A 24415-nucleotide genomic window follows, 5' to 3' on the forward strand; every position below is an offset into this window, starting at 1 on the left:
TGATAATATTTCAAGAGATTACATTTTGTAAATTAGATACATGAAAAAGATAGGATTTTTATCGTTTGGACATTGGGGAAATCATCCTTCATATGATACCAAAACAGCAGGTGACACTCTGTTGCAATCCATAGATCTGGCTGTAGCTGCAGAAGAAATTGGGATTGACGGAGCGTACTTTCGAGTACATCATTTCGCTAACCAGTTGGCGTCGCCGTTTCCTTTGTTAGCGGCTATTGGTGCCAAAACCAAAAAAATTGAAATCGGAACGGGTGTCATCGATATGCGGTATGAAAACCCATTGTATATGGTAGAAGATGCCGGCGCAGCAGATTTGATTTCTGGAGGCCGGTTACAATTAGGCATCAGTAGAGGTTCGCCAGAACAGGTCATTGATGGTTGGCGATACTTCGGATATGATTTGGAAGATGGACAATCAGATGTCGATATGGGACGTCGTAAAGGTTTGGAGTTTTTTGATTTGTTGAGAGGAGAAGGGTTTGCTCAACCTAACCCTAATCCGATGTTTCCTAATCCTCCAGGATTATTGCGGATAGAACCCCATTCTGAAGGATTACGTGATCGCATTTGGTGGGGCTCTGCTTCGGATGCCACTGCAGTTTGGGCGGGAGAAACCGGTATGAATCTGCAAAGCTCTACTTTGAAGTTTGATGAAAGTGGAAAACCTTTTCACATTCAGCAGGCTGAACAAATTCGTTTGTATAGAGAGGCTTATAAAAAAGCAGGACATACACGGACCCCGAGAGTTTCTGTGAGCCGGTCTATTTTCGCAATCGTCAACGATCAGGATAGATATTATTTCGGGCATGAAGCCGACAGAACAGATAAAATAGGTGTTTTAGAGGGGAACCAACGTGCTATTTTCGGAAGAAGTTATGCTGCTGAACCGGAACAGCTCATTAAGGAGTTGGCTCAGGATGAAGCCATTCAGGAAGCAGATACTTTATTATTGACAATTCCCAATACATTGGGTGTGGATTACAATGTACATGTACTTGAATCCATTTTGAAATATGTGGCTCCTGAATTGGGCTGGCGTTAAAAATCTGAAATGGCGGGAAAAATTTGGTATAAAACAAAAATTGCAGTTATTGGAGCCGGGCAAGCCGGACTTTCTACAGCATATCACCTCAAAAAAATGGGACTGGAAATCGGTCGGGATTTTATTATTTTAGATGCTGCACCTTCAGCTGGAGGTGCATGGCAATCCCGTTGGGACTCCCTGACCTTGAGTACAGTAAACCGCATTCATGATCTGCCGGGAATGTCATTTGAAGAAACTATTCAGGGAGATGAAAAGGAAGTCCGTGCTAATATTGCCGTTCCGCATTATTATGATTTGTATGAGAAAGAGTTTGGATTACAGGTCTATCGGCCCGTAAAGGTTGAAAAAGTGAGCCTGAACGGAGAACGGTTTTACATTGATACATCGTCTGTTTCCTTTTCTGCATTAGGCATCATTAATGCTACGGGAACCTGGGAAAATCCATACATCCCGGAATATCCGGGTGCTAAGCTTTTTAAGGGCGAACAGCTGCATACTCGGAATTTTAAAAATGCTGAATACTTCAGGGGAAAACACGTGATCATTGTCGGAGGTGGTATTTCTGCAATTCAATTGCTGGATCAGATTTCAAAAGTAACCACCACTACATGGGTTACACGAAGGCCTCCGGAGTTTCGTGAAGGACCGTTTGATGATATGGCCGGGAGTTTAGCCGTTGCGATGGTTGATAAAAGAGTGAGAAGCGGATTATTGCCAACATCTGTTGTTTCGGTAACGGGATTACCAGTTACTGATGAAATTAAAAATATGGAAAAAAGAGGTGTTCTCAAACGGTTTCCTATGTTCAGTGAGATTACGGAAGAAGGTGTTAAATGGGAAGACGGAAGACAGGAAAAAGCTGATGTCATTCTTTGGAATACGGGTTTCCGCTGGTCTCTGTCTCATTTAGATGCTGTTTTGCCTAAGGAAGAAGGTGGAGGTATCATCATGTCCGGCAGACTTGCCACTGAAGTTTCAAAAGAGCCGAGAATTCATTTGGTGGGTTATGGGCCTTCAGCTTCCACTATCGGAGCAAACAGAGCTGGAAGTGCTGCGGCAAGGGAATTGGTTAAGACTCTGGGAATTGAGAAGTAAATTGATGTCTAATTAGAAGCATTTAGTATTCATCAATCCATAACCTGAATGGTGTACAAAATTTAACCTAAAATTTTGTAATTTTTCTAGTGCAGATACAGGTTAGATATTCTTAATAACTTTTGTGTTAAAATCCTTAAACGCAATCTTCTTTTTAAAACTTTTCACGAAATTAGTAGTAAATTTTATGTTATGTCACATTCGCTTATAAGCAGAACGCCAAAACCAAAATATGACGTTGTACTCATTGGGGGTGGTATCATGAGTGCCACTTTAGCCACATTACTCCACGAATTTGATCCCGATCTGGAGATCGCAATTTTTGAAAGGCTTGGCAGGTTTGCCAAAGAAAGTACAGCAGCCTGGAATAATGCCGGAACAGGGCATTCAGCATTTTGCGAATTGAATTATACTCCGGAAAAAGAAGATGGGACCATTGATATTTCAAAGGCAGAAAGTATTGCAGAACAATTTGAAATTTCCAAACAATTTTGGTCCTATTTACTTCAAAAGGGATATATCAAAGATCCAAAAGATTTTATCAATTCATGTCCTCACATGAGTCTGGTATTTGGAGATAAGGACGCAGAATACCTGAGAAAGCGCCATGATAAGATGGTGGAATCCGTTTTATTTAAAGGAATGGAGTATTCTATGGATCATGAAAAACTGCGGGAATGGATTCCATTAGTGATGAGCAAGAGAAATGCTTCTGAAGTAATGGCAGCAACCAAAATGGATCTGGGAACGGATGTTAATTTTGGTTCCCTTACCCGAAAAATGGGAAGGCATTTATTAGAAGATTCCAATGTGGAGGTTTTTTTATATCATGAAGTAAAAGATATTGATCCCAGAGAAAATGGACAATGGGAAATGAAGGTTAAAGACAGGATTCACAATCACAAACAAGAAGTAGTTGCAGATTTTGTATTCATCGGTGCCGGAGGTTATGCGCTTCCGTTACTTGATAGTTCAGATATTAAGGAAAGTGAAGGGTATGGAGGTTTTCCTGTTTCGGGTGAATGGCTGGTAACGCATAATCCTGAGCTGGTAGAAAAACATCAGGCTAAAGTATACACACAGGCTACAGTAGATGCTCCGCCAATGTCTGTTCCTCACCTTGACCTTAGAATTATTGACGGTAAAAAAGCACTCCTGTTTGGACCTTTCGCCGGCTTTTCAACCAAGTTTTTAAAAGAGGGTAGTTATCTTGACCTTCCTGAAAGTGTGAATACAAAAAACATACGATCCCTTTTTGGGGCCTGGTGGCATAATATTCCTTTGACAAAATATCTTATTCAGCAGGTAGCCATGACGAAAGCCCAGAGGATGCAGCATTTAAGAGAGTTTGTTAAAGATGCCAATGAAGCAGATTGGGAATTAAAGGTAGCCGGACAAAGAGTTCAGGTTATTAAAAAAGATGAAAAGGAAGGCGGAAAACTGGAATTCGGAACCGAAGTGGTTGTTAATAAGAGTGGAACCATTGCCTCTTTACTGGGAGCTTCACCGGGTGCTTCTACTGCTGTTTATGCTATGCTTAATGTTCTTGAGAAGTGCTTCGGTGAAAAACTTCACGGGGAGTGGAAAGACAAATTAGTGGAAATGATCCCTTCTTACGGACAAAAACTTGCAGATAATCCTGAACTTACAGATAAAGTGAGAGCTTATACGAAAGAGAAGCTGGAGCTGCATTATTAGTATAGATAAAAGATAAAAGATAAAAGATAAAAGATAAAAGATATTAGAGATAAGCTTCTTGAATTAAAAAATGTCCGTAGTGAAATTGATGGGAAGTGCTGAAATTTTGATGCGATATTTTCTCTGAAGCATTATTTATATCAAAGAATAAATTAATATCAATAATAGTAATAAAGCCGATTCCAATGAATCGGCTTTTATATTGTAAAGTACTTTTCCAATAAAAATTCCTTAACACAATCATAATCCATTCAAAATATACATTTCAATTGAAATTTAAATAAATTTGCAGGATATTATTTGCAATTCATATAAAGCCGTGGAAGAAATTGTTGTAAAGCCTATTATTGCCAGAGAACTTCTTGAATCCCTTAAGACAAAAGTGGAAGAGGAGAAGCAGGTTATTGTGCACTGCTGCTTCCCGGCCTCTCCTTTTTTGGGCAACCTTATCCGGATATGGAATACCACGTATCTTTTTGATAACAGTTCGGAGCATCAAAGTAAGCTGATCCACGCTGAAAATATTACAATATTTCCGGACTGGACTACGGTTCCTTTTATGCGGGATTTTTGGTTTACACTCATATTTTCAGGATTGCCAAAAGATTGTAAAAGTTTTGATCTTAAAGAAGTCATTCCTGAAGAAGGTGGATTTTTTGTACAATCCATTAAGAGAAATGCAATGGATGTATACAGAGTGAAAATATCAGAATCTTATTAAATGAAAACCAGAGAAAAAAAATTACAACAGATCATTGACTGGGCGAAAACGAATCCGGATATTCGTGCTGTTTTGTTAACCAGCTCATTAGTAAATCCTTATGCTCCTGTTGATGATTTTAGTGATCTGGATATTGAACTTGTCTTTGAAAAAATGAAACCATATGAATCTGATAAGTCATGGTTGGAACTTTTTGGGGCGCCCATTTCAATGGTAGAAGAAAATGAAACATTTTTTGACGGAGTCCATGCAATGAAAATGGTTTTGTATGAAGATCTTGTGAAAGTGGACTTCAAACTCTATGAAAAATCTGAATTTATAAAAGAAATAAAAAAAGATGAGCTTCCTGAAGATTGGGACGTAGGCTATAAAGTTCTGATCGATAAAGATGAGTTGACAAAGAATCTCAAGGACCCGACTTATCAGTCTGTGATGATTAAAAAACCCACAACGGAAAGGTTTCAGCAACTGATGAATGATTTCTGGTGGGACACAACTTATGTGGCAAAATGCCTTAAGCGTGAAGATATTTTTTATGCTAAATTTATGAGTGAGGATGTAATCAGAACTGATTATCTTGTTCCTTTGTTGGAATGGTATATTGCCAGTGAAAACGGATGGAACAATATAACGACGAATAAACACGGAAGACTTTTCAAAAAGTATTTGTCTCCAGATCTATGGAAAAGGATTGAAGCTACTTTTTCCGGAAGTAGTATTGAAGAAAACTGGAATGCTTTATTGGCATATGCAGATCTTTTTCATGAAATAGGAACTGACCTAGCCAGAAAGCTCGAAACTTCATATCCTGAAGAGCATGAAAGTAAAATACGAAAGTACCTTACGATGATAAAGACTCAGGATTAGTCGAATTCATTTTGCCTGATTAAGTTTTCAATGCAGTATTCAGTAATTGCAACAATCGTTACAAAAGGATTTACGCCAATGGTTCCCGGAATTAAAGATCCGTCCAGGATGAAAAGATTTTCATGATCTTTTAATTTACCATATTGATTGGTGGCTTCACCTAATACGCAACCTCCTAATGGATGATAACATATATTAGGCCCAAAACCATTTTTAAAAAGAAAATGACTTCTGGTACCTCCATTAGCCCGGTTCATTTTCCGGATAAAATAATCTGCATTCTCTCTCATCTTTTTTGTATGACTTTCATTCCAGTCAATATGGAGTCTTTGAGTTGTGGTATCAAAAGATACCTTTCCCTTTTTATCAACCCTGTTGATTAGCAGATATAGTGCAGTAGCCACATCCATACCCATTGGCAATGGTGCAATCTCCGTGAAAAAAGGATGTTCTTTATCTTCCCAGTTATCAACTCCACCTACAGGAATAGTGGATTGCTGAACTCCTGTACCTCCGGACAGAGGTCTGACCCAGTTTCTACCGGTCATAAAGTTTCCGTTATTACCCCAATTTTCCCCTACATTACTGTTGAGTGGAAGCTGGTTTTTCGCATGGGATTTTAAAAGAAGCTCTAAAGTTCCCATAGTTCCTGCAGATACAATCAGCTTTTTACAATGAAAAATTTTCTCTTTGATTACTTCTCCAGAGGTATTGATCTGTGTAACATCCAGTGTATAACTTTTTTCATCATTTAATTTGATGGCAGTAACTGAATGGAGATCCAGTATTTCAAGATTTCCCGTATCTGATGCTTTTTTTAAATACGTTTTATCAAGACTGTTTTTACCGTGATTATTTCCATAGATCACTTCTGTATTAAGCGCAGATCTCGGAACTTCATTTTTATATTCTCTCTCCATGTATTTGAAATCATACACATTCGGAACGCGGATGGTTTTAAAGCCTGCTTTATGAGCCTCTTCTTCACCTACTCTTGTAAATTTATAATAAGGACAATCATGCAAAAACTGTTCGTCAATCACATTGACCTTCAGCTCTTTTCTGGCGAGAGGAAAATAGTAGTCATAAAACATTTCGGCATCGAGCTGTGGAAAAACTTCTTTAAAATAACTTTCTTTAGGGGTTACAGCCATTCCGCCATTTACGATAGATCCTCCACCAACACCTCTTCCCATCCAGATATTGATATGTTCAAAATCCAGTCGGTCCAATGCACCTGTAAAAGGTTTTAAAGAGAACAGGTTCATAAAAGGTGCAATGGTCTTCTTTTTCAGCCATGCAGCACTTTCTCGGGGTTTTAATAAGTTGGAAAAAGGAATCCCGGATTTTTCCCAATTCAGTCCCATTTCAAGCATTAATACTTTTTTTCCCGCCTCACATAAACGCAAAGCTGCTACGGCGCCTCCGTATCCGGAACCGATAATAATGACAGGGGCATCCAAAATTTCTGTTTTTTCAGGACATTTTGGAGCGGAACCATATAAAAGATGCGTACCTAAAAAGTAAAAGCCAGATATTCCAATGATACCTGTTTTAATGAACTCTTTTCTATTCATGTTCGTTATTTTCCAAAAACTATGCTAGAAAAACACAAAAAATTATAATTTTTAATTAAAATTAATGGGACTTTTTATTGTAATTTTAACCTTTAATAGATGAATAATGAAAAGATACCTGTTACTATTGCTGCTGTTTCCTTGTTTCGTTTTTTCACAGAAATCAATCCTTAAGGAGAAGGCTGAAATCAAAAAATTCCAGAAGAACCTTAATGCAGAGTATTTAAATCCTAAAGAAACTCCTTTAAGGGGAGATAATTTTACAAATTTTAAAGCACATCCTTTTTTTCCTGTGGATCTAAAATACAGAGTAGAAGCTAAGTTGGTACGAACAGCTAATGCTGAACCGTTTAAAATTCCTACTTCATCAGGAAAGACTAAACAATATAAAGAATATGGTAAGGCTAGCTTTACGTTGGAAGGGCAGGAGTATACGCTTACTTTATATCAAAGTCTGGATCTTTTAAAACAAGAAAAATATAAAGACTATCTTTTCCTTCCTTTCCGGGACCTCACCAATGGAAAAGAAACTTATGGTGGCGGAAAATATATGGACCTTAAAATTCCGAAAGGAAACACTCTTATTCTGGATTTTAACCAGTCTTATCAACCGTATTGTGCATATAACGCTTATGATTATAACTGTCCGGTTGTTCCCGAAGAAAATAAACTACCTGTGGAGATCCGTGCCGGAGTAATGTATAACGATATTTACCACCATTAATATGATTCATTTAGAATTTTACAAGCCCGAAGATTTTTCCGGAGTTAACTATACATTGGATGACGTTCAATCGCAGTATACATCAACTGCCGAATTTGCTATAGAGAGAATCAGAGAAAGAAATGATGGTAAAGGATTTTCCGTGACGATTTTTGAAAATGAGAATCCTGCAGGCTATTTTGCCTTGGATTTCGGTGATGATAAACTGGATCTTACCCATAATACGAAATCTGTTTTATTAAGATCATTGTCTATTAATCCCGATTTTCAGGGGAGAGGCATTGGAAAAGCTGCTATGAGCCTTGTAGACGATTTTGTAAAGAATCATTTTAAAGATTGTGATGAAATCGTTCTTGCTGTCAACGAAAACAATATTTCTGCATATGAGCTGTACATAAAAGTAGGCTACATATTCGAGGGGAAAACCAGAATGGGACGCAGTGGTCCGCAACGGCTGATGTATAAAAAACTTTAAGAAAATTTTAAAGTAAAAAAATTCTGCTTGGCGCGATCTTTCCACTAACTTTGAGTAACATCAAATAAAAAATATGGAAATATCCCTTCATAATCAGGTGGCTGTCGTTACGGGAGCATCAAGTGGAATAGGTACAGGAATCGCTAAATCCTTAGCTTCAGCAGGTGCCACGGTCATTGTTAATCATTCTTCAGAAAGATCCGTTGAGGAAGCCAAAGCTGTCTTAAAAGAAATAACGGATGCTGGAGGAAAAGGAATCACCTATCAGTGTGATGTTTCGAAAGAAGATCAGGTGATCGCTATGTTTCAGGAAGTGATTTCCCGATTCGGAACTGTGGATATTCTTGTTAATAACGCCGGGATTCAGAAAGATGCTAAATTCACCGAAATGACCATGGATCAGTGGAATGCTGTAATTGGAGTTAATCTTACCGGACAATTTCTTTGTGCCAGAGAAGCCATTAAGGAGTTTCTTCGCAGGGGAATAGACCTTTCTCGTTCTAAGGCTTGTGGAAAAATCATTCATATCAGTTCTGTACACGAAATTATTCCATGGGGAGGCCATGCCAATTATGCATCAAGTAAAGGGGCTATCCGTATGCTGATGCAAACCCTGGCACAAGAGTATGGAGCACAAAAAATTAGAGTTAATTCTATTTGTCCTGGGGCTATCCAGACACCAATAAATAAAAATGCCTGGGATACTCCGGAGGCACTCAACAGTCTTCTTAACCTAATTCCATACAATAGAATCGGACAACCGGAAGATATCGGAAACCTGGCCGCTTTTCTGGCGAGTGATCTTGCAGATTATATAACAGGAACCAGCATTTTTGTAGATGGAGGAATGACGACTTTTGAAAGCTTTTCCACAGGCGGATAAATAATGATCTGCCTTTAATTTACTAAAACTACATATATGACAGAAAAGCAGAGACTTTCTGATATACAATGGAAAAAATGGGGTCCTTATGTAAGCAATAGGGAATGGGGATTGGTACGTGAAGATTATAGTGCGAATGGAGATGCCTGGAATTATACCAATCATGATATTGCTGAAGCGAAGGCATATCGTTGGGGAGAAGAAGGAATTTGCGGGATTTGTGATGACTGGCAGAAATTGGTGTTTTCCATAGGGTTCTGGAATAAAAAAGATAAGATGATAAAGGAGCGTTTCTTTGGTCTTTCAAACGGCCAGGGAAATCACGGTGAAGATGTTAAAGAATATTTCTATTACCTCGATTCCACACCTACCCATTCCTACATGAAAATGCTTTATAAATATCCTCAGAATGCTTTTCCATATGAAGATCTGCTAAACATCAATGCAGGAAGAAGTAAAAATGAAGATGAATATGAATTGATAGATACCGGTATTTTTGAAAGAAACGAATACTTCGATATCTTCATTGAATATGCTAAAGAAGGGGCAAATGACATTTTAATATTAGTAACGGTTACCAATAAATCTGAAAATGAAGCTCCGCTTATCATCTTACCAACACTTTGGTTTAGGAATACCTGGAGTTGGGGATATGATGATTATAAGCCTCTGCTAAGCTCAAAAGAATTTTCAAAGATTAAAATTGAGCATAAGGATCTTGAGGTCAGAAATATCTATTCCAAACAATCCCGGAAAACATTGTTTTGTGATAATGAGACCAATAATGAACGGATATATCGTTCGGCTAATAAATCAAAATACTGTAAGGACGGAATTAATGACTTTATCATTAATCAGAATTTATCGGCCATAAATTCGGAGAATAAGGGAACAAAAGCCTCTTTTTATATTGAAGATGATTTTAAAGCAGGAGAAACAAAGACCTTTGAGTTTCGGCTCTCCGATAAAGAATTATCAGAACCATTTCAGGATTTTGAAGAAATTTTCAATTCAAGAAAAAAAGAATCTGATGATTTTTATAATGACATCCAGAAAGGAATCCGGTCTGATGATGAAAAGCTGATTCAGAGGCAGGCATTTGCAGGCTTGTTGTGGAATAAAATGTATTATCATTATAATGTTGAAAAGTGGCTGAAAGGTGATCCTGCAGAAATGCCTCCACCTAAATCCCGTGGGAGAATAAGAAATTACGATTGGAAACACCTGAATAATGAACATATCATTTCGATGCCTGATAAATGGGAATATCCATGGTATGCAACCTGGGATCTGGCATTTCATGCCATAAGTTTTTCATTGATTGATCCCGATTTTGCTAAATATCAGTTAAAGTTGTTCCTGTTCGAATGGTATATGCATCCTAACGGGCAGTTACCTGCCTATGAGTGGGATTTCGGTGATGTAAACCCACCCGTTCATGCCTGGGCGGTTTTTAAAGTTTTTAAAATCGATGAATATCTGAAGGATAAGCCTGATCTTGAATTTCTGGAAAGTGCTTTCCAGAAGCTATTGATGAACTTTACATGGTGGGTAAATAAAAAGGATAACAACGGGAATAATATTTTTGAAGGCGGATTTTTAGGACTTGATAATATAGGCGTTTTCGACAGAAACAGTACGCTCCCGAATGGAGAACAGCTGGAACAGGCGGATGGAACCAGTTGGATGGCGATGTTCGCACTCAATATGATGAGAATTGCCTTAGAACTGGCTCTCTATAACAGGGTTTATGAAGAGATGGCAATGAAATTCTTTGAACATTTCCTTTCTATCGCCCATTCTCTTGATAATATGGGTGACGAAAACTTTGGCCTCTGGGACGAAGAAGATGAGTTCTTTTATGATGCTATTTCTTCCAGTGATGGAAATCATATGTATCTTAAATTAAGGACAATAGTGGGACTCATTCCTATGTTTGCGGTTGAGGTAATTGACGATGAGGTGATTGAAAAACTTCCTAATTTTAAAAAGAGGATGCATTGGGTATTGGAAAACAAACCCGAACTGGCAGCTCTTGTTTCGCACTGGGAAGTGAAGGGACAGGATTCAAAGCATTTGCTTTCCCTGCTGAGAGGACATCGCTTAAAGAGGCTCCTCAACAGGATGCTGGATCCAAACGAGTTTTTAAGTGATTATGGTGTGCGCGCCCTATCCAAAGTATATGAAAAAAATCCTTATACAATTAATCTCAATGGGGTTGATTATTCTGTAAAATATACACCTGCAGAAAGTGATAGTGGGCTTTTTGGTGGAAATAGTAACTGGAGAGGTCCTATCTGGTTTCCTATTAATTTTCTGATTATTGAGAGTCTTCAAAGTTTTTTCTTTTATTATAGTCCTGATTTTATGGTAGAATATCCTACTGGCAGTGGAAATTATTCTAATCTTGAGGAGATTGCAGATGCTCTAAGTAAAAGACTCGCAAAAATATTCCTTAAAGATGAAAATGGAAATCGGCCCGTCAATTCACAGTATCCAAGGTTTCAGACAGATCCTGATTTTAAGGATTACATTCTTTTTTATGAATATTTCCACGGTGATACAGGGCGTGGAGTAGGAGCTTCTCATCAGACAGGATGGACCGGACTGATATCTAAAATTCTTCAACCAAAATTCTCCAAAAAGGAAATAGCGGAATCTCAAACGGAAATGCCGGAAGAAACGAAATAGTTGAGCTGGGAGCAATTGGCTAAAAAGCAAGCGAGCAGAATAATAATGTATTAAATACAATTTCACAATTCAGCTACCTTACAACATAAACCGATGACAACCATAATAAGAATGAACTCATGATTGTGTAATTTATTTACTCAAATATCTGCTGGATCACTTCCAGGGAAGTTGGAATCTTAAAGTCTGTAATATGGTAATGGTAATAAACCAATATACTATCCAGGAGATCCTTTCTTAATGCTGAATGAATTTTTAATTCATAAGGATTCTGTGAAGAAATAATAGATTTCCAAGCGGCTGAGATCTCATGGCTGAATAATTGATGAGCCGGTTGAGGTGAAAAAGTTCCTGTTTCCGGATCCAGATACTGGTGATTGTCGAGTAGGGGTGCTACACCCTGGATTTTTAAAATTTTAATTAAAAAAATCAAATGGGATTGATAATTCTTTAGAGAGAGTTCATCAACAAACTCGTCAATGGAAAAATAAAGATTGGAATTTTTATGTTCATTTCTCAGGATCTGATTAAGAAAATCTGAAATAAAGAAAACTACAGTATTGATCTTTATATCGGTATACATATCGTTGTTTTTTACCAACTCGAATCTGGTAACGGACGGTATTCCGCTACTTTTTCCTACAGGAATGGAAAAATTAAGTTGGTTTAACGGAAGCAATAATGCTTTTTTCTTATTTCTTTTGGAGTAAATACCCTTCAGGAAAAAAGTCTGAAAGCCTTCCTCTTCTGTAAAGCAATGAAGAACCGCATCATTTTCCCCGTATTTGATAAATGAAAGTAAAAATCCTTTTTGTGAATTCATTAATTAACCACAGCTATTTTGGCGGTCGCTTTATCAGAACCATCTTCATTGGTCATTAAGACAAAATAGATACCTGATGCTACTCTGGTTCCTCGCTGATTATTAAGGTCCCATTCATAATAACCACCTCTTGCTACTGCCGAGTGAATGACGTTTCCTGCAACATCAGTTATTCTTATGTTTGTTTTTTCCGCCAGACCTTTGATTGTAACTTTTCCTTTGAAATTAGAGTATACCACAGGGTTTGGATACACCACTACATTTCCGAAGCCCGAAGTTACATCTGCTACATCTCCCTGGTAGGTTACAATTCCGTTGTAAGAAGCAAAATATACCTTTCCTGTTTTTCTGTCTACTTTAATATCAGTGATGCTGTTCGTAGGCAATGGTGAATTTTCCTTTGTAAAATGCTTTATGGTTCTTTGTCCATCTGAAGACAGATAATATACTCCTCCACCATCTACTGAAATCCATTTATAATCTCCTGCATCTACTTCTATTTGTAGAATTTGAGAATCACGGAAAAGCTCCTCACCTAGATTATTCTGCTCAATGATAATAGGGTTTACAGTAGGATTGGGTTCTTTAATGGCTGTTACCGCATTGGATAAAACTCGTAACCCTGTGTCAGAACCTATCCACGCATCTCCGGCTTTATCAATGGCGACAGAAACCGTTCCTCCTGAATTGGTTGGAAATCCGCTGGCTTGAGTCAGGATATAAGCGGTGTCATCAGATACGTTTGTTGGAGTCTTTTTATAATCATATACTAAAAAGTTGTTCGTCCTTGGGATCGGTACCCATAAAAGATTTTCATAATATAGAGCTTTCTGCACACCGTGGCTCAGACCTGCTACTTCCTTTATAATAAAATTGTCAGCAGTTTTATCATACGGAACTATAGCCATAGATCCATTATCCATAAAACCTACAGTAGCAAATAAGTTATTTTGATCATCATAAGTTAAGCCTACAGGTCTATAGGCAAAGTTATTAGGTGGTGATAAGCTGTAATATTTTGTAAAATCAAAATCTTTATTCGTGCTGTTGTATTTCATTTTGTAAATACCCTGTCCTCCATATACATAATTGGTGAAATAGACTTCATCCAAATTGCTCGGATCGGCTACAGCATCTAAAATATTAAATGACTGTGTTTGTCCTATAAAATAAGATGAATATATCCATTGCATTCCGTTAAAGTAGTAGAAACCGGGGTTTCTAGGATTACTTATAGGAGTGTTGAATCTTGCTTCTCTACCTCCGGTTGAAACTAAAATTCGGTTTTCACCATATAAATTAAGTTTATAAGCATAGTTGAAATAGGGACCATCCGGTTTAAATGCATTATTGGTTTCATCTTTAATTCCCGAAAGAATAGTTCCTCCATATATCTTCGAACCTGTCCTTATGGCGGTATTACATTCTTCTCCTACACTCGCTGTCCCAACATAGTTTCCGTTGGTATTGAAAGTGTAAATCCTACTCTGATCGGTAACAATAATGCCATTTGAACTTACTACGATATCCTGTACTTTTCCAAAAGTCTGTGATAGTGGAGTAGAGACACCATTATTAAAGATGTATGCTGTAGTTGCAGAAGAAAAGCTAATAACAGGATCAGAATCGATTTGGGTAAATGTTCCCGGAACATCAGTTGTCCAGGTAGAAAATACCGGAAAAGTCGTATTCATTTCATGGCTCTTTAAACCAGTATTCGTTACAGAATATACCTTATTATCTACGATAGTTGCTTCATTACTCGCTTCGTATACACCTCCTGAAAGAAAAAAAGCAGAATCGTTAAACTCTTTTTTTCTGAGATCAAAAATAGAGAGTCCATAGCCAACTGAAATAACAGCCTTATCTCCTGTAATTGATATATGATTGATTTTTTTGCTTCCGTTGTATCCTGTAGCAATGGGGATATCTACAACATAAGTAACACCTTCCGGAGTAACAATATCCAAGGAGCCGTTTTGATAACCAATAAGTCCGATCTTGGTTTGAGCATTGTAATCAAAAGCGGAAATACCTACTTCATGAAGGCCGTTTGCTTTGGATAACTTCGTAATTTCACCTGTCGAGATGGTATAATAGAATAGCCCGTTTTCTGCAGCTGCAATTATTTTCCCATTATCTTCTTTCATGGAGATAACATTGTTGTAGGAGAATATATCCGCCCATTTTTTTGAAGAGATAACCTGAGCATTAGCCATTTGAAAGCATGCTAAAATACCAAGGGAAATTATGGAGAGTTTTTTCATATTATGCTATTATACTGCTATCTATTACCTGATTATTCCAGGAGATATGTTGTACGTTTTTGTTATTGTCAAAATGGAAATCTATTCTGCCTAAAAGAAGTCCTGCCCATCCCACCTGATTTACCAGGACATTTTTTCCTTGACGGTTTTTAAAGGTTTGGGGTTCCGGTAAAAATGTATGGGTATGTCCTCCTAAAATCAGATCGATATTTTCTGTACTTGCAGCCAGTATCTTATCACTTACCTTATCGGGCTCTCCTTTGTAATCGTAGCCAATATGTGATAAGCAAATTACAAGATCACATTTTTGTTCATTTTTCAAAAAGTTTGAATAATGTTGTGCAACTTCAATCGGATTCGAATATACGGTTTCCTGATATTGTTTTTTACCCACTAGCCCCTCCAATTGAATGCCTAATCCGAAAATCCCTACTTTGATTCCGTTTTTATTGAAGATTTTATAGGGAGATGTTTTACCATCTAAAACTGTATTTTTAAAATCATAATTCGAGCAGATGAATGGAAACTGTGCATTAGGCAAAACATTCAGAAACCCCTGTAATCCATTATCAAAATCATGATTCCCCATGGTAGAAGCATCATATTTCATCATGGACATTAATTTGAATTCAAGTTCGCCGCCAAAGAAATTAAAGTATGGTGTTCCCTGGAATATATCTCCCGAGTCAAGAAGCAATACATTGTTTTCTTTACTTCTGATTTGCTGTATTAAACTTGCTCTTCTTGCAAAACCTCCCTGATTAGGATTTTTTGTATAACTTTCATCAAAAGGTTCTATTCTGCTGTGCTGATCATTGGTATGAAGAATAGTAAGTTTATTTGTTGAAGATAAGGTACTCAGTCCGAAATCTTCAGCCATCATCATATTGGGAGCTAAAGCCATTGCCATAGTCCCGCCACCAATTGTTTTTATAAATCTTTTTCTATCCATTATTTCTTACCGATAAAATTTAAACGAACATCTGTATTGGGAACAATCTGCGGGTTTTTCTTAAAACAATCAATAAAAAGATCTCTCATTTTAATTCCCGTAGAAATTGATTCCCCTTTTGCAAAGAAATTCATGTTATCACCTCCTAATGCCAAATAATCAGAAGTTGCAATATAATAATCCTGACTTGAATTAATGGTTTTTCCGTCAATTAAAGTTTTGGATGGTTTGCCGTTTTGAGTTTCTATATACAAGTGAGAAACCGGATTATTGACCTCATTTTTTGCATAGTATTCGAACAAACCCTGCAAGTCGCATCCCTTCATTTTAACAATGACCACTTCATTTTCGAATGGCATCACTTCGTATACATTTTTGAGTAAAATATCACCCTTGCCAATGGAAGTGCGAATACCTCCTATATTGATGAGGGCAGCGTCAACATTCTTTTGCAGGTGTGACTTTGCCCATTCATTGGCTCCTTCAAAAGTATAATCAGCTAAAAGATTTCCCAGATTGCTGTTATCACCTTGTTTGGTAAGATCTGTGTTCGTATGGGAAATTTTTTGATTCATTTCCCGATCCAGTTTTTGTTTATAAGGTTCAATAACTTTTACAAAAGCCTCATCATTCTTCAGATCTTTATTAATGGAAATATTCTTTTGTGTTTCCACATTTGCTACCTGTAAAGGAATTGTTTTACAAGAAGTAAGCGAAACCAAGGCAATTCCCAGCAATAAGAATTTATTTTTCATAATTTCTTTTAGTATATGCAAATATAATTATATGTAGAATAAAACATTATTATTTATTATAAATTCTTAGTCGAAATTATTAAATTTGACAAAAATAATTCTAACAGATGAGCATTTTAAAAGGAGTAGGTGTGGCTTTGGTAACACCCTTTAATGAAGATTTATCCGTTGATTTTGATAGTTTAACAAAACTTGTTGAATATAACATTGAAAACGGAACCAGTTATTTAGTTGTTTTAGGAACTACAGCGGAAGCTGCAACACTTTCTGCAGAGGAGAAGAAACAGGTTACAGATCATATCATTAAGGTAAATAGTAAACGCCTTCCTTTGGTTCTGGGAATTGGAGGGAACAATACTCTTGAGGTAAAAAAACAAATTGAAGAAACGGATCTTTCATCATTTGAAGCAGTTTTATCAGTTTCTCCTTATTATAATAAACCTAATCAGGAGGGGCTTTATCAGCACTATAAAGCTCTGGCTTCTACAGGAAAAAAGATCATTATCTATAACGTGCCTTCCCGAACAGGACAAAATATAGAGGCAGATACTACGATTCGATTGGCTAAAGAATTTCCTAATTTATTCTTAATTAAGGAAGCCGCTCCAAACATTCTTCAATATTTCGATATTTTAAGAAAGAAGCCTGAAGGTTTTGCATTAGTATCGGGAGATGATGAATATGCATTGCCTGTAACTTTGGCAGGGGGTGAAGGAGTTATTTCCGTTATAGGACAAGCATATCCAAAAGAGTTTTCTACTATGATTCAGTTAGCTTTGGATGGAAAAGTAAAAGAAGCTTATGAAATTCATAACAAACTTGTGGAAATCACAAGATTGATTTTTGCCGAAGGAAATCCATGTGGAATTAAAGTGATTTTGACAGAAAAAGGAATTATTAAAAATTATTTAAGACTTCCTCTCGTAGCAGCATCAGAAGGACTTTACGCGAAAATAAAAGCTGAAATGGCGAATATTTAAGATACGTAAGACGTTAAAAATAAATATGCGGTTACGTTATCTGTCAATAAATTAAATAACATAAAGTGAAAGGTTCGTGCCTTTCACTTTTTTTAATGATAAAATTATGGAATTAGTAAAAGCAACAGAAAATGACATTCCTTTAATTCAGGATTTAGCCAGAAGATCATGGGAAAATGCCTATGCAGAAATACTTTCGGCTGAACAGATGGAGTATATGTTGGGTACAATGTATTCTACAGAAGAGATTGCAGGGCATTTGCAGCACCCTCATTATCATTATTATCTTATTAAAGATGGAGAAAGTAACTCTTTTGAAGGATTTATAGGCTACGAAAATGCCTACGGAGATCAAACAACAAAACTCCACAGGATTTATTTGGTTCCCGAGAGTAAAGGAAAAGGATTTGGGAAAAAAGCACTCGCTTTTTTGGCAGACAAAACACTTGAAGCTGGAGATAGCAGAATAATCTTAAATGTAAATAAATTTAATGCCGCAAGACAATTTTACGAATCTCAGGGATACAAAATTTACGATGAAGGAGTATTTGATATTGGGAATGGTTTCGTGATGGACGATTATCTCATGGAATTTATAATTCACGAACAATAGACTTATAATTGTGTAACAATATCTGATAATTCTATAACGGGTGACTTGGTTATAATTGTGATATTTGCAAAGAACCAAATCACTTCAAAAATAATACGTTCATATACTTGGTTTTAAGCTGTATTGGCTTTTATCAGTATATTTTTTTCATCCTTAGTGTTTAAATTCCTGTATTCTTTAATGCAGGAGTTTTTTGCGTTTATGAAAATTATTTTAACTTTATTAACCTATTTCACATTTATATGAAATAAAAGTTTATATTTACAAAATAATTAACACACTTGTACTAGGATGAAAATGTATGTGAAATTTGATTTCAATGCTCTTTGTAAAAAAGTGTTGGATGAAAAGCTTAAAGAACAGGGTTTGAAATACCGTTTGCTGAATTTTGGGGAAGTTGAATTTTATGAAGCATTTACTCAGGAACAGCACAATAATTTCAAAAAGAATCTTGAAGATTATGGCATCGAAATTATCGAGAGCCAGAAGATTGCATTACTCCAGAAAATAAAAGATGCAATCGTAGAATTGGTTTTCTCAAAAGATATTGTTGCTGTTAAAGCGTCTATTTACATTGCTGAAAAATTGAATCATAGCTACGGATATCTTTCCAATCTTTTTTCAGAAGTCGCATATACATCTATAGAAAACTTTATTATTCTACAGAAGATAGAATATGCCAAGGAGCTGATTATTACAAATAAACTTAACCTTACGGAGATTGCACATAAGCTGAACTACTCCAGTGTTGCTCATCTCAGTACACAATTTAAAAATACAACGGGTATTACTCCTTCCCAGTTTCAGAAAATTATTATCAAAAGGAGAAAAGAGCAGACTGTGGCTGTTACTAATAAAATGCTTTATGAATAAAGAATATTTAAATACCATACTTGTTGATAATGACGAAGGCAATATTATTCTATTTAAAAGTATACTTAAAGATCTTAAAATAACAGTAAAGGTGCAGTCGTTTTCCAATGGTGAGGATTTGATGAAATATTTAAATAATGCGGAGGCTCTTATTCCGGAAGTGCTGCTGATGAACTACACCATTCCAAAAAAAGGGATGCTGGAATGTCTGGAAGAGATTAAAAAAGATGTGAGGTTGAACAGTATGGTCACAGGGGTATATTGTGATACATTGTCAGAAGAAGAAGTCGAAAGGATTTTTGTAAAAGGTGCAAATATTTATATAAAAAAACCAGATAATTATAAAGACCTGAAAAGGGTAATTTCCGAGGTAGTGACTCTAAATTGGCAATACCACACATCAGGACTCAATAAGGATAATCTTATCCTGAAAGTATGATAAACATTGATGTTTCTGGATTTTAATTCAGGAATAAAAAAAGACATATTATATAATACTCACCAATAGGTGAAAATTTTATAACTATTAAATATAATAATATAAATAGTTATTAATAACAATTGATGAAATTTGTACAAGAAACGTGCTAACACAAATTAATCATAAAAGTAATTAATATAAATAATTATTTTTCAAATCTTGAAAGTAAAAAATGTTAATCACGATGTTAGTAAAACAAAATGGATTATTCAGTTCCAATGTTAAGCGTAGAAGATCTTTAAACAAAACGGTACAATCATGAAAACTCAAGCGTCGGGGGATATTATAGTCGTTTCTTTTAAAATCCTTTCGACAAACACAGTTAGTTTTTATAATAAGTAAGTTGGAAACATAATTCATTTTGTTTTTTCAAAATTTATTTAGTAGTGGCTTAAAATAAAAATGCAAATGCTATAAATATTTTCACTCCACATCAAATTACAGAATAATAAGCATTCTACTAAATAAATTTTTTACCACGAGAATAATTTCTTCTAAATAACAGTTTTATAAGGGGGCCGCGGAAAGATCTTTTTCTTTTTGCGGTTTTTTTATGATATTTTGCTCCATTTATTTTTCCCTTTATAGTATTTCAGATAGTAGTTTTTAATAATCTGATGTTCCGCAAGACCAAGCAGGGGATCTTTTTCAAGAATCTTTTCAACTGTTTTCTTTGTTGTTTTTATAATCCCGGAATCTTTTACCAGTTCAAGTCTTTTAAAATCTACAACACCACTTTGCTGAGTACCTAAAATATCACCGGGTCCGCGTAATTGCATATCTACTTCTGAGATTTTAAATCCATCATTGGTTTCTGTCATTGTCCTGATGCGGGTTCTGCTTTCAGTTGATAGTTTATCTGAAGTCATGAGAATGCAATAGCTTTGTTCCGCTCCGCGGCCCACGCGTCCTCTTAGCTGATGGAGCTGCGACAAACCAAACCTCTCAGCGCTCTCTATAACCATTACTGAGGCATTGGGAACGTTCACACCCACTTCAATTACTGTCGTTGCAACCATAATTTCTGTTTTCCCGGATGCAAAATAATTCATGGCTGCGTCTTTTTCATCCGGCTTCATCCTTCCATGAAGCATACTCACATTATAATCCGGAAAAGAGTTCATAACATGATCCAAACCTTCCATTAAATTTTTATAATCTAAAGTTTCAGACTCTTCTATCAGCGGATATACAAAATAGACCTGCCTGCCTTTTTTTATTTCATCTCTACAGAAATTATAAACATAGGTTCTGTCTTTTTCTCTTCTATGAGCTGTTATAATCGGTTTTCTACCTACGGGCATTTCATCAATCACAGAAACATCCAAGTCCGAGTAAAAGCTCATAGCCAGGGTTCTCGGAATAGGAGTGGCTGTCATAACAAGAATGTGTGGCGGAATTTTGTTTTTTGCCCAAAGTTTTGCCCGTTGTGCAACACCAAACCGATGTTGCTCATCTATAATGGCAAGCCCGAGATTTTTAAACTTAACCTTATCCTCAAGTACGGCATGAGTGCCTACTAAAATAGACAGCTCTCCGTTTTCAAGCTCCTGATGAATGATTTTCCTTTCAGAAGCCTTTGTGGAACCGGTTAAAAGCCGGACATTAATATCTGTTTTTTCCAGCAATTCTTTTATTCCGTTATAATGCTGTTGGGCAAGGATTTCAGTAGGTGCCATCATACAACTTTGAAAGCCGTTATCCATTGCAATAAGCATAGTAAGCAAAGCAACCATCGTTTTTCCTGAGCCTACATCTCCCTGAAGAAGCCTGTTCATCTGTATCGGTTTCTTCATATCTAAGCGTATTTCTTTTAAAACACGTTTTTGGGCATTGGTAAGCTCAAAAGGAAGATGGTTTTCATAAAAACCGGTAAAGTAGTCTCCCACAATAGGAAATGGATTGCCGAACGCCTGGCTTTTATGATGAATTTTCTTTAAAACATAGCCTAGCTGAAAGAAAAATGATTCTTCAAATTTCAACCGCTGATCGGCCTTTTCAAAATATTCCATACTCTGTGGAAAATGGATATTTAAAAAAGTATGTTGCCTTGATAAGAATTTAAAGGATTTTATCAGGTAATCCGGTAGGTTTTCCTCAATAAGATTGGGGATCTCTTTGCAGATATTTCTGAGAATTGTTTGAAAATATTTTTGGTTTAAACCACGTTTTGTCAGCTTTTCAGAGCTTGGATAAATTGGTCTCAGGCGATTATCATTTTCTCTTTTTTCTTCAATTTCAATTTCCGGATGTGGCATTGAAAACTGACTGTTAAAAAGATTGATCTTTCCGAAAATATAAACTTCCCTGTTGATGGGAAGCTGCTCTTTCAGCCATTTTGAATATTGGAACCATACAAGATCCATTGTTCCGGTTTCATCATTGAATTTGGCGGAGAGCCTTTTGGTTTTTCCGGTTTGAATTTCCTGAACATGGGTAATTTTTCCTTTTAGCTGAATCTCCAGATTGTTTTCCTGAAGATGAGAAATTTTATACACTTTATTTTTATCCAGATACCGGATAGGATAGAAGTTAAGCAAATCTTCCACAGTAGAAATTCCCAACACACTTTTAATGAGTTTAGCTTTTTCAGGACCGATTCCTTTAACGTATTCTATAGAGGTTTCTAGATTCAATTTTAGCTTGGATACAGGTTTCTGATCCGCGATAGTAAATGAAAAAATAAAAGTCCGAATTTCGGTAAAATAAAAAAAACTTCCAAAAAATTGGAAGCCTTAATTATTAATTTGGAAATCCCAAACTAGTTTTTTATTTTGGATTTAAACTTTTTCTGGTAATCTTCCCACTGTTCCCGAGTTTTGATTTTTTTATACATATCCTTTGAAATAAATTCCAGGTAAGGCTCAAGCTCTATAGCTGAAAGTTCACCCTGAAGAATAGTGATGGGTCCTCCTTTCTCATCCAGAAAAACAGTGCTGGGAACTGCCGCAACGTTCATATATTGTGTGAATTCATGGAGTGAATTTTTTCCTTTTTTATGTTCAACGGTGTGATTGGAAAATGTTCTCCCGAAAATTTCAATATCTTTTTTCTCTTCTGCATTGAACTTCACCGGATAATAGTTTTCATTCAGGATCTGCTCAATTACTGGATGACCAAATGTCTTTTTGTCCATAATTTTGCATGGACCACACCAGTCGGCATAAAAATCAATAAGAATTTTTTTAGGATTTTGTTTCTGAGCCTTCAGGGCTTCTTCAATAGTCATCCATTTGACTTGTGCGAAGCTCAGGGTAAACAAAAACAAACTTATTATGCTTAGAATTTTTTTCATATAATTTTAAATTATTAATAAAATTAAGCATAATAAGCTTATATTTTATTTTACGTCTTGCATTAATTTTCTCACAAGCTTGGACATCAAAATTAATACCACACCAGCTATCAATGCATAGATTCCCAGAGTTTTATATCCGTCGGTATAAGCAATAAGTTTACTCATGTTGGTATTGCCGGTATTGGCCTCCGAAAAACTTGCTCCGATTTTACCGGCTGCAAACTGTCCGAATGCACTTGCCAGAAACCACAATCCCATCATCATTCCGAACATTTTCTTTGGTGATAGTTTTGTGATAATAGACATTCCGATCGGCCCCAAACATAATTCTCCGAAAGTAATGACCAGCCAGGTAAAGGTAAACAGATTAAGTGAAGATTTTCCATCAGCACCCGCAAAATATCTTAAACTATAAAATAAAAAGAATCCGGCTGCAAGGAATAAAAATCCAATCCCGAATTTGTTGATGGTATTAGGCTCTAATTTTCTTTTATTTAAACCAATCCATGCCAGCCCGATCAATGGACTGAAAATGATAATGAAAAATGAATTGGCACTATTATTAATAACATTAGGATCCATACCAAAGCCTAAAAGCTTATGTACAAGATTATCTTTTGCAAATAAAGATAAAGAACCTCCGCTTTGCTCATAAATAGAGTTGAAGACAAAGTACATGAAGATGAATATGAATGCGGCAACAAGCTTTTTCTGATAAGGTGTGGTTTGTTTTAATGTTTCTATGATAAAATATCCGACCGCAACAATTCCTATCAGGTACATAAAATAATCGGTATAATCAGTATTCTTGACCATGATAAAAATAAGCGGCATACTTAGCAACGCTCCGATATAAACCAACACTTCACGAGTCGTTCTTTTGGATTGTGGAAGAGCCTGTAATGGAGAATCTCCGATAGGGCCTAAGGTTTTCTTTGTCGCAAAAAATGTAATCAAGCCTAAAATCATTACAACGGCAGCTGCAAGGAAACACCATGACCATGAATAATATTTCCCCAGATAAACACATAAGCCACCCCCAAGTAACCCACCAATATTAATACCTGCATAAAATAATCCATATCCTGCATCCCTTCTTGGGTCATCCTCCTTGTAAAGTTCTCCTACCATCGAAGAAATATTAGGTTTGAAAAAACCGGTACCAATGATTGAACAGGTAATTCCGAAATAAAAGAAATCATGGGGCGAAAAGGCAATAATAAGATTACCAATGGACATGATAAGTCCGCCAAAAACCAATGATCTTTTAAATCCCAGGATCTTGTCTGCAAAAATTCCCCCGATAAAGGTGAATGCATAAATGAAGGCCTGTATTGCTCCATATTGTAAATTGGCTTTATCTTCCAATAAGCCCAATTGGTCCACCATAAAAATGGTAAGAACTCCGCGCATCCCGTAAAAACAAAAACGCTCCCACATTTCTACTGTGAATAGCGTCCAAAGCTGTTTAGGATACTTGCCTTTAAAATCTTGTATTTCTTCTAATGTATACATAGTAAATGAAAATAAACGAAAAGCGGTTTCATTTTGAAACGGCGTGCTAATTTATAAAAAA

The 24415-nt window shown here is 36.3% G+C and carries 21 protein-coding genes; 13 read left to right on the forward strand and 8 right to left on the reverse strand.

Annotated features, from left to right (window positions below; all coding sequences use genetic code 11):
• The first annotated feature begins 40 nt into the window (after window positions 1–40).
• The 5 genes from PFY10_17345 (at window position 41) to PFY10_17365 (ending at window position 5447) form a co-directional block, all read left to right on the forward strand.
• Window positions 41–1063, forward strand: a complete 1023-nt coding sequence (locus PFY10_17345; GenBank protein WBV55969.1) for an LLM class flavin-dependent oxidoreductase — start codon at window positions 41–43, stop codon at window positions 1061–1063.
• A 9-nt stretch (window positions 1064–1072) separates the two neighbouring features.
• Window positions 1073–2161 carry an NAD(P)-binding domain-containing protein gene (locus PFY10_17350; protein WBV55970.1) on the forward strand — a complete coding sequence of 363 codons (1089 nt, stop codon included), beginning with the start codon at window positions 1073–1075 and terminating at the stop codon, window positions 2159–2161.
• Window positions 2162–2353: 192 nt separating this feature from the next.
• Entirely contained in the window at window positions 2354–3859 is a 1506-nt protein-coding gene (gene mqo, locus PFY10_17355) for a malate dehydrogenase (quinone) (protein ID WBV55971.1), read from the forward strand.
• 286 nt (window positions 3860–4145) lie between these two features.
• Complete coding sequence (locus PFY10_17360; GenBank protein WBV55972.1) at window positions 4146–4580, forward strand: hypothetical protein; 435 nt, start codon at window positions 4146–4148, stop codon at window positions 4578–4580.
• Window positions 4581–5447, forward strand: a complete 867-nt coding sequence (locus PFY10_17365; protein ID WBV55973.1) for an AadS family aminoglycoside 6-adenylyltransferase — start codon at window positions 4581–4583, stop codon at window positions 5445–5447.
• Here PFY10_17365 and PFY10_17370 read toward each other — a convergent pair.
• Entirely contained in the window at window positions 5444–7024 is a 1581-nt protein-coding gene (locus PFY10_17370; GenBank protein ID WBV55974.1) for a GMC family oxidoreductase N-terminal domain-containing protein, read from the reverse strand. The genes PFY10_17365 and PFY10_17370 overlap by 4 nt on opposite strands.
• Window positions 7025–7130: 106 nt before the next feature.
• Here PFY10_17370 and PFY10_17375 point away from each other — a divergent pair, with 106 nt between their 5' ends.
• The 4 genes from PFY10_17375 to PFY10_17390 all read left to right on the forward strand — a co-directional run bounded on the left by PFY10_17375 (window position 7131) and on the right by PFY10_17390 (window position 11797).
• The gene (locus PFY10_17375) at window positions 7131–7748 is read left to right on the forward strand and encodes a DUF1684 domain-containing protein (GenBank protein WBV55975.1); all 618 of its coding nucleotides are present in this window, start codon (window positions 7131–7133) and stop codon (window positions 7746–7748) included.
• 1 nt (window position 7749) lies between these two features.
• Window positions 7750–8223 (forward strand): GNAT family N-acetyltransferase, encoded by a 474-nt coding sequence (locus PFY10_17380; GenBank protein WBV55976.1) that lies wholly within the window; start codon window positions 7750–7752, stop codon window positions 8221–8223.
• Between the two features lie 73 nt (window positions 8224–8296).
• Window positions 8297–9106, forward strand: a complete 810-nt coding sequence (locus PFY10_17385) for an SDR family oxidoreductase (protein WBV55977.1) — start codon at window positions 8297–8299, stop codon at window positions 9104–9106.
• 36 nt (window positions 9107–9142) lie between these two features.
• Window positions 9143–11797, forward strand: a complete 2655-nt coding sequence (locus PFY10_17390; protein ID WBV55978.1) for a glucosidase — start codon at window positions 9143–9145, stop codon at window positions 11795–11797.
• Between the two features lie 136 nt (window positions 11798–11933).
• Here PFY10_17390 and recO read toward each other — a convergent pair whose 3' ends face one another.
• The 4 genes from recO to PFY10_17410 are packed head-to-tail and all read right to left on the reverse strand — an operon-like array spanning window position 11934 to window position 16594.
• The gene (gene recO / locus PFY10_17395) at window positions 11934–12620 is read right to left on the reverse strand and encodes a DNA repair protein RecO (GenBank protein WBV55979.1); all 687 of its coding nucleotides are present in this window, start codon (window positions 12618–12620) and stop codon (window positions 11934–11936) included.
• Window positions 12620–14887, reverse strand: a complete 2268-nt coding sequence (locus PFY10_17400; protein WBV55980.1) for a hypothetical protein — start codon at window positions 14885–14887, stop codon at window positions 12620–12622. The genes recO and PFY10_17400 overlap by 1 nt, the downstream gene beginning before the upstream one ends.
• Window position 14888: 1 nt before the next feature.
• On the reverse strand, window positions 14889–15839 hold the full coding sequence (locus PFY10_17405) for a metallophosphatase (protein WBV55981.1): 951 nt from the start codon (window positions 15837–15839) through the stop codon (window positions 14889–14891).
• The gene (locus tag PFY10_17410) at window positions 15839–16594 is read right to left on the reverse strand and encodes a 5'-nucleotidase (GenBank protein WBV55982.1); all 756 of its coding nucleotides are present in this window, start codon (window positions 16592–16594) and stop codon (window positions 15839–15841) included. The genes PFY10_17405 and PFY10_17410 overlap by 1 nt, the downstream gene beginning before the upstream one ends.
• A gap of 107 nt (window positions 16595–16701) precedes the next feature.
• Here PFY10_17410 and dapA point away from each other — a divergent pair, with 107 nt between their 5' ends.
• The 4 genes from dapA (at window position 16702) to PFY10_17430 (ending at window position 19499) form a co-directional block, all read left to right on the forward strand.
• A complete protein-coding gene (dapA, locus tag PFY10_17415) occupies window positions 16702–17574 on the forward strand; it encodes a 4-hydroxy-tetrahydrodipicolinate synthase (protein ID WBV55983.1) in 873 nt (290 codons plus the stop codon).
• A 106-nt stretch (window positions 17575–17680) separates the two neighbouring features.
• Complete coding sequence (locus PFY10_17420; GenBank protein WBV55984.1) at window positions 17681–18187, forward strand: GNAT family N-acetyltransferase; 507 nt, start codon at window positions 17681–17683, stop codon at window positions 18185–18187.
• A gap of 291 nt (window positions 18188–18478) precedes the next feature.
• The gene (locus PFY10_17425) at window positions 18479–19060 is read left to right on the forward strand and encodes a helix-turn-helix transcriptional regulator (GenBank protein ID WBV55985.1); all 582 of its coding nucleotides are present in this window, start codon (window positions 18479–18481) and stop codon (window positions 19058–19060) included.
• The gene (locus PFY10_17430) at window positions 19053–19499 is read left to right on the forward strand and encodes a response regulator (GenBank protein WBV55986.1); all 447 of its coding nucleotides are present in this window, start codon (window positions 19053–19055) and stop codon (window positions 19497–19499) included. The genes PFY10_17425 and PFY10_17430 overlap by 8 nt, the downstream gene beginning before the upstream one ends.
• A gap of 593 nt (window positions 19500–20092) precedes the next feature.
• Here the strand turns inward: PFY10_17430 and recG are convergent.
• From recG to PFY10_17445, 3 genes are all read right to left on the reverse strand, one after another.
• Window positions 20093–22177, reverse strand: a complete 2085-nt coding sequence (gene recG, locus PFY10_17435; protein WBV55987.1) for an ATP-dependent DNA helicase RecG — start codon at window positions 22175–22177, stop codon at window positions 20093–20095.
• 125 nt (window positions 22178–22302) lie between these two features.
• Window positions 22303–22836 (reverse strand): thioredoxin family protein, encoded by a 534-nt coding sequence (locus PFY10_17440; protein ID WBV55988.1) that lies wholly within the window; start codon window positions 22834–22836, stop codon window positions 22303–22305.
• Window positions 22837–22881: 45 nt separating this feature from the next.
• Entirely contained in the window at window positions 22882–24354 is a 1473-nt protein-coding gene (locus PFY10_17445; GenBank protein ID WBV55989.1) for a peptide MFS transporter, read from the reverse strand.
• Between the last annotated feature and the right edge of the window lie 61 nt (window positions 24355–24415).

This window comes from Chryseobacterium daecheongense (assembly GCA_027920525.1).
Taxonomy (GTDB): Bacteria; Bacteroidota; Bacteroidia; order Flavobacteriales; family Weeksellaceae; genus Chryseobacterium; species Chryseobacterium proteolyticum.